Origin of the sequence: Micrococcus sp. HMSC31B01 (genome assembly GCF_001816085.1) — a bacterium.
Taxonomy (GTDB): domain Bacteria; phylum Actinomycetota; class Actinomycetes; order Actinomycetales; family Micrococcaceae; genus Micrococcus; species Micrococcus luteus.
Window position 1 is genome coordinate 1 of record NZ_KV825088.1, and the last position, 3,736, is coordinate 3,736.

The 3,736-nt window shown below is 71.9% G+C and carries 4 protein-coding genes; 1 reads left to right on the top strand and 3 read right to left on the bottom strand.

Annotation, left to right across the window (positions count from 1 at the left end; all coding sequences use genetic code 11):
* Positions 1–178: 178 nt before the first annotated feature.
* Complete coding sequence (locus tag HMPREF3105_RS05440; protein WP_060973915.1) at positions 179–1,489, bottom strand: MFS transporter; 1,311 nt, start codon at positions 1,487–1,489, stop codon at positions 179–181.
* The gene (locus HMPREF3105_RS05445) at positions 1,486–2,148 is read right to left on the bottom strand and encodes a flavin reductase family protein (protein WP_020624777.1); all 663 of its coding nucleotides are present in this window, start codon (positions 2,146–2,148) and stop codon (positions 1,486–1,488) included. Before HMPREF3105_RS05445 ends, HMPREF3105_RS05440 begins: the two co-directional genes overlap by 4 nt.
* Before the next feature lie 103 nt (positions 2,149–2,251).
* On the opposite strand from HMPREF3105_RS05445, the gene HMPREF3105_RS05450 reads away from it, so the two are divergent.
* Entirely contained in the window at positions 2,252–2,929 is a 678-nt protein-coding gene (locus HMPREF3105_RS05450; protein ID WP_020625716.1) for a GntR family transcriptional regulator, read from the top strand.
* Between the two features lie 39 nt (positions 2,930–2,968).
* Here the strand turns inward: HMPREF3105_RS05450 and HMPREF3105_RS05455 are convergent.
* Positions 2,969–3,736, bottom strand: a 768-nt coding sequence (locus HMPREF3105_RS05455; protein ID WP_070708934.1) for an arginase family protein, incomplete at its 5' end; no start/stop codon positions are given.

The following is a 3,736-nucleotide window of genomic DNA, read 5'->3' on the forward strand; positions in this document are numbered from 1 at the left end:
GCCGAGCCGCAGGACCTGGCCAAGGAGTCCGAGGGCGCCGAGGCCGAGGGGCACTGACGCCGCAGAGCGGTCAGAGGCCACAGAGTGGTCACGACACGCCGCGTGCGTCTGCACGAGACGGCGTGTCGTGACCACTCTGTGTGCGGAGGGGGCGGCCTGCGGGCCCGGTCGCCCCGGCTCAGGCCGCCAGGTCCACGTCCTTCGTCTCCTTCATGAACAGGCCGGTCAGGCCGGTGAGGCCGCCGACCACCATGAGGTAGATCGGGAACGCGCTGGCCCACCCCTGCGCCGTCAGCCACGTGATCAGGTACGGCGCCGTGCCGCCGAAGATCGCGGTGGCCAGCGAGAGCATGGTGGCCACGCCCTTGGCGCGCACCGCCGTGGGCAGCACCTCGGACCAGACGGCGCCGTTGACGCCGAACAGCAGCGCCACGGCCAGCAGGGCGATGGTCTGCACGAGCAGGAACGAGGCGAAGGTGCCGTCCAGCATGCCGAACAGCGGGAACGGCAGCACCACGAAGAGCAGGCCGAAGGCGATGACCAGCGGGCGGCGGCCGATCCGGTCGCCCAGCAGGCCCGCCCCGAGGATGGCGGCCAGGAAGATCACCTGGGCCAGGAGCGAGGCCGAGAGGGTGGTGGACTTGTCCATCTGATGGGCCACCTGCGCGTGCGTGGGCAGGTAGATCAGCCACGTGTAGAACATCAGGGAGCCGCCCGCGGAGACCAGGAAGATCGTCAGCAGGCCGCGCCACACCGCGCCCGGCTCCCGGCGCGGGGCGTCGTCGGCGGTGGGCACCACCTGCTGCGCCGCCGTGAAGTGCTCCGACTCCGTCAGGCTCCGTCGCAGATACAGCGCGTAGAGGCCGAGGACGCCGCCGATGCCGAACGCCACGCGCCAGCCCCAGGACGCCACCTGCTCGTGGGAGAGCAGCGTGTTGATGGCCAGGCCCACGAGCGTCGCCAGGATCGTGCCCACCACCACGGACACCCACGACGTCGCCCCGAACAGCCCGCGCCGGCCCTGCGGCGCCCGCTCCACGAGGTAGGTCACGGAGGTGCCCATCTCGCCGCCGTGCGCCAGGCCCTGCAGCAGGCGGGCGACGACGAGGATCACCGAGGCGAGGACGCCCACCGTGCCGTAGGTGGGGGTGAAGGCGATGATCAGGCTGCCGAGCGCGGTGATCATCATCGCCGCGAAGAGGCTGCGCTTGCGGCCCACCCGGTCCGCGTAGGCGCCGAACACGTAGCCGCCGATGGGGCGGGCGACGAAGCCCACCGCGAAGACGGCCAGGGTGGCGAGCAGCTCGGAGGTGGGGTTGTCCGCGTGGAAGATCTGCGCCGCGAAGACCGGGGCGAAGATCGTGTAGACGTTCCAGTCGTACCACTCCAGCGCGTTGCCGAAGTTCACGGCCAGCATGTCCTTCAGGCTCCGGGGGCAGGCCCCGGGCACGGGAGCGGGCCGGGCCGCGCCGGTGGCCGCGGTGCTCATGCCCGTCCCTCGAGGCCGGCCTGGGCATCGCCGTCGGCGCCGGGCACCCGCATCTCGAAGGTCTCCCGCACCACGGTGTAGTCGAAGTAGCCCAGGCGGGCGATCGGCTGGATGCGCGGGATGTCGAGGCGGCCGTCGGCGGTGATGACGTCGTCGTCGATGTGGATGGTGTCCACGTGGGCGAAGACCACGTCGATGGTGCCGACGTTCGAGTCGCCCTTGATGCGGTGCGTCGAGTGGTAGCGGCACTCGAAGCGCACGGGGGACTCGGCGACCATCGGGATGGGGTGGTTGTCCGCGTAGACCTTGGTGACGCCGTGCTCGGCGATGCGGTCCCACTCGCTCTCGCCCGGCTCCAGGGCCATGGCGGAGACGTTGACGGCCTCGCGCAGGTCGTAGGTGGCCATGTTCCACACGAACCAGCCGGTCTGCTCCGCGTTGAGGACGGTGTCCTTGCGGCGTCCGTCCGGGTACTGGTTCGCGGAGAACATCACCATGGGCGGGTCGAAGGTGAGGTTCTGCCACTGGCTGTAGGGGGCGATGTTCTCCCGGCCGTCCGTGCTCACGGAGGACAGCCAGCCGATGGGCCGCGGCACGGTGGAGCTCTTGAAGGGGGAGAAGGGCAGGGGGTTGGCCTCGTGCTGCGGGCGGTACTTCATGAGTCCTCCATGTGACGCCGGTAACAGGATGTGGGTCACGCTACGCCGCATATCCCGGATATATCAAACGGATTGGGGGCAGATGACTGCCTACGCTGGGCCCATGAACAAGTCGGAGGAGGCCTACGCCCGCCTGACGCAGAAGATCGAGACCGGGGAGCTGCCACCGGGCGCCATCCTCAGCGAGGCGGACCTCATCGACGCCGCCGAGACGGGGCGCACACCCCTGCGCGAGGCCGTGCAGCGCCTCATCCGAGACCACTGGCTCCTGGCCGGTGGGGGACGGGGACTGCAGGTGCCCCCGATCTCCGTGGACGACCAGCTGGAGAGGCTGGAGGTGCGGCGGTCGCTCGAGGCCCTGGCCGTGGGACTGGCCTGCGCGCGGGCGGACGAGGAGCAGCTGGCCGCCGTCGCGGCCCACGTGCGGCACCTGCGCACGGTGGAGGACCTGCCGGCGTACGTCGCCGCCGTCGGGCGCTCGCACGAACTCCTGCGCACGATCGCGAACAACCGCTATCTCGCCGACTCCCTGGTCCCGCTCCAGGGGCTCTCCCGGCGGTTCTGGCTCGCCACCACGAAGGGCCTGCCCGACGAGGTCGAACGCGGCCGGGCGTTCTACGTCCCGGCGCTGGAGGCGGTGACCCGGAGGGACGCGGCAGGAGCCCGGGCCGGGGTGCTGGCCCTGCACGACTTCCTGGCACGCTCGGCGCTGGACTACGCCGCCCGACGCGCGGCCCACGGCAGCGCCGAGCCCCCAGCCCCGTGGGCAGCGGGGCACTGACGCGCGCGGCCCCCGCGCCTGAACGGACCCCCGCCCGCCTCAGGCCAGCAGCGACGCGTCCGTCCGGTGACGGCTGACGATCGTGTGGATCAGCCGGGCCGCGGCCTTCGCCGTGCGGCCGTCCACGTCCAGGGCGGGGTTGAGCTCCACGACGTCGGCCAGGGCCAGCTTCCCGGACTGGGTGGCCTCCAGCGCGCACGCGTGGATCACCTCGTACGGCACGCCGAAGCCGGCCGGTGCGCTCACCCCCGGGGCGACGGCGGCCGGCAGCACATCCAGGTCGATCGTCAGGTAGAGCACGTCCACGGCGTTGATGAACGAGCGCACCCAGCGGCGCACGCCGGTGACGTCGGCGGTCTGGGCCTGCTCGTCGGTCACCCACGTGACCCCGCGTTCGCGCGCGGTGTCGAACAGGGCCCGGGTGTTGTTTGCCTCGCTGATGCCCACCACCGCGTAGGAGAGCTGATGCTCCGCCCCCTCGGCGTCCCGCAGCGCCTGCAGGAACGGGGTGCCGGAGCTGGGCCGCGGCGCCTCGCGCAGGTCGAAGTGCGCGTCCAGGTTGAGGATGCCCACGCGGGTGCCCGCGCCCACGCGCGTGGAGCCGGTCAGGCCCGTGATCGATGCGTAGGCGGTCTCGTGTCCGCCGCCGAGCACCACGGCCAGGTCGTGGGCGTTCAGCAGCCCGCTGACCACCGTGCCCAGCTCGGCCTGGCCCGCCTCGAGCTCGCCCGGGGCGTCGTCGTCTCCGCGGTCCACGGACACGTCGCCCGCGTCCACGAGCGCGCCCGTGCCCTCGAGATACGCGAG

What these genes read in the sequence shown, in the direction of transcription:
- HMPREF3105_RS05440 (WP_060973915.1), bottom strand. Translation starts at nt 1,489, where the DNA reads ATGAGCACCGCGGCCACCGGCGCGGCCCGGCCCGCTCCCGTGCCCGGG.
- HMPREF3105_RS05450 (WP_020625716.1), top strand. Translation starts at nt 2,252, where the DNA reads ATGAACAAGTCGGAGGAGGCCTACGCCCGCCTGACGCAGAAGATCGAG.
- HMPREF3105_RS05445 (WP_020624777.1), bottom strand. Translation starts at nt 2,148, where the DNA reads ATGAAGTACCGCCCGCAGCACGAGGCCAACCCCCTGCCCTTCTCCCCC.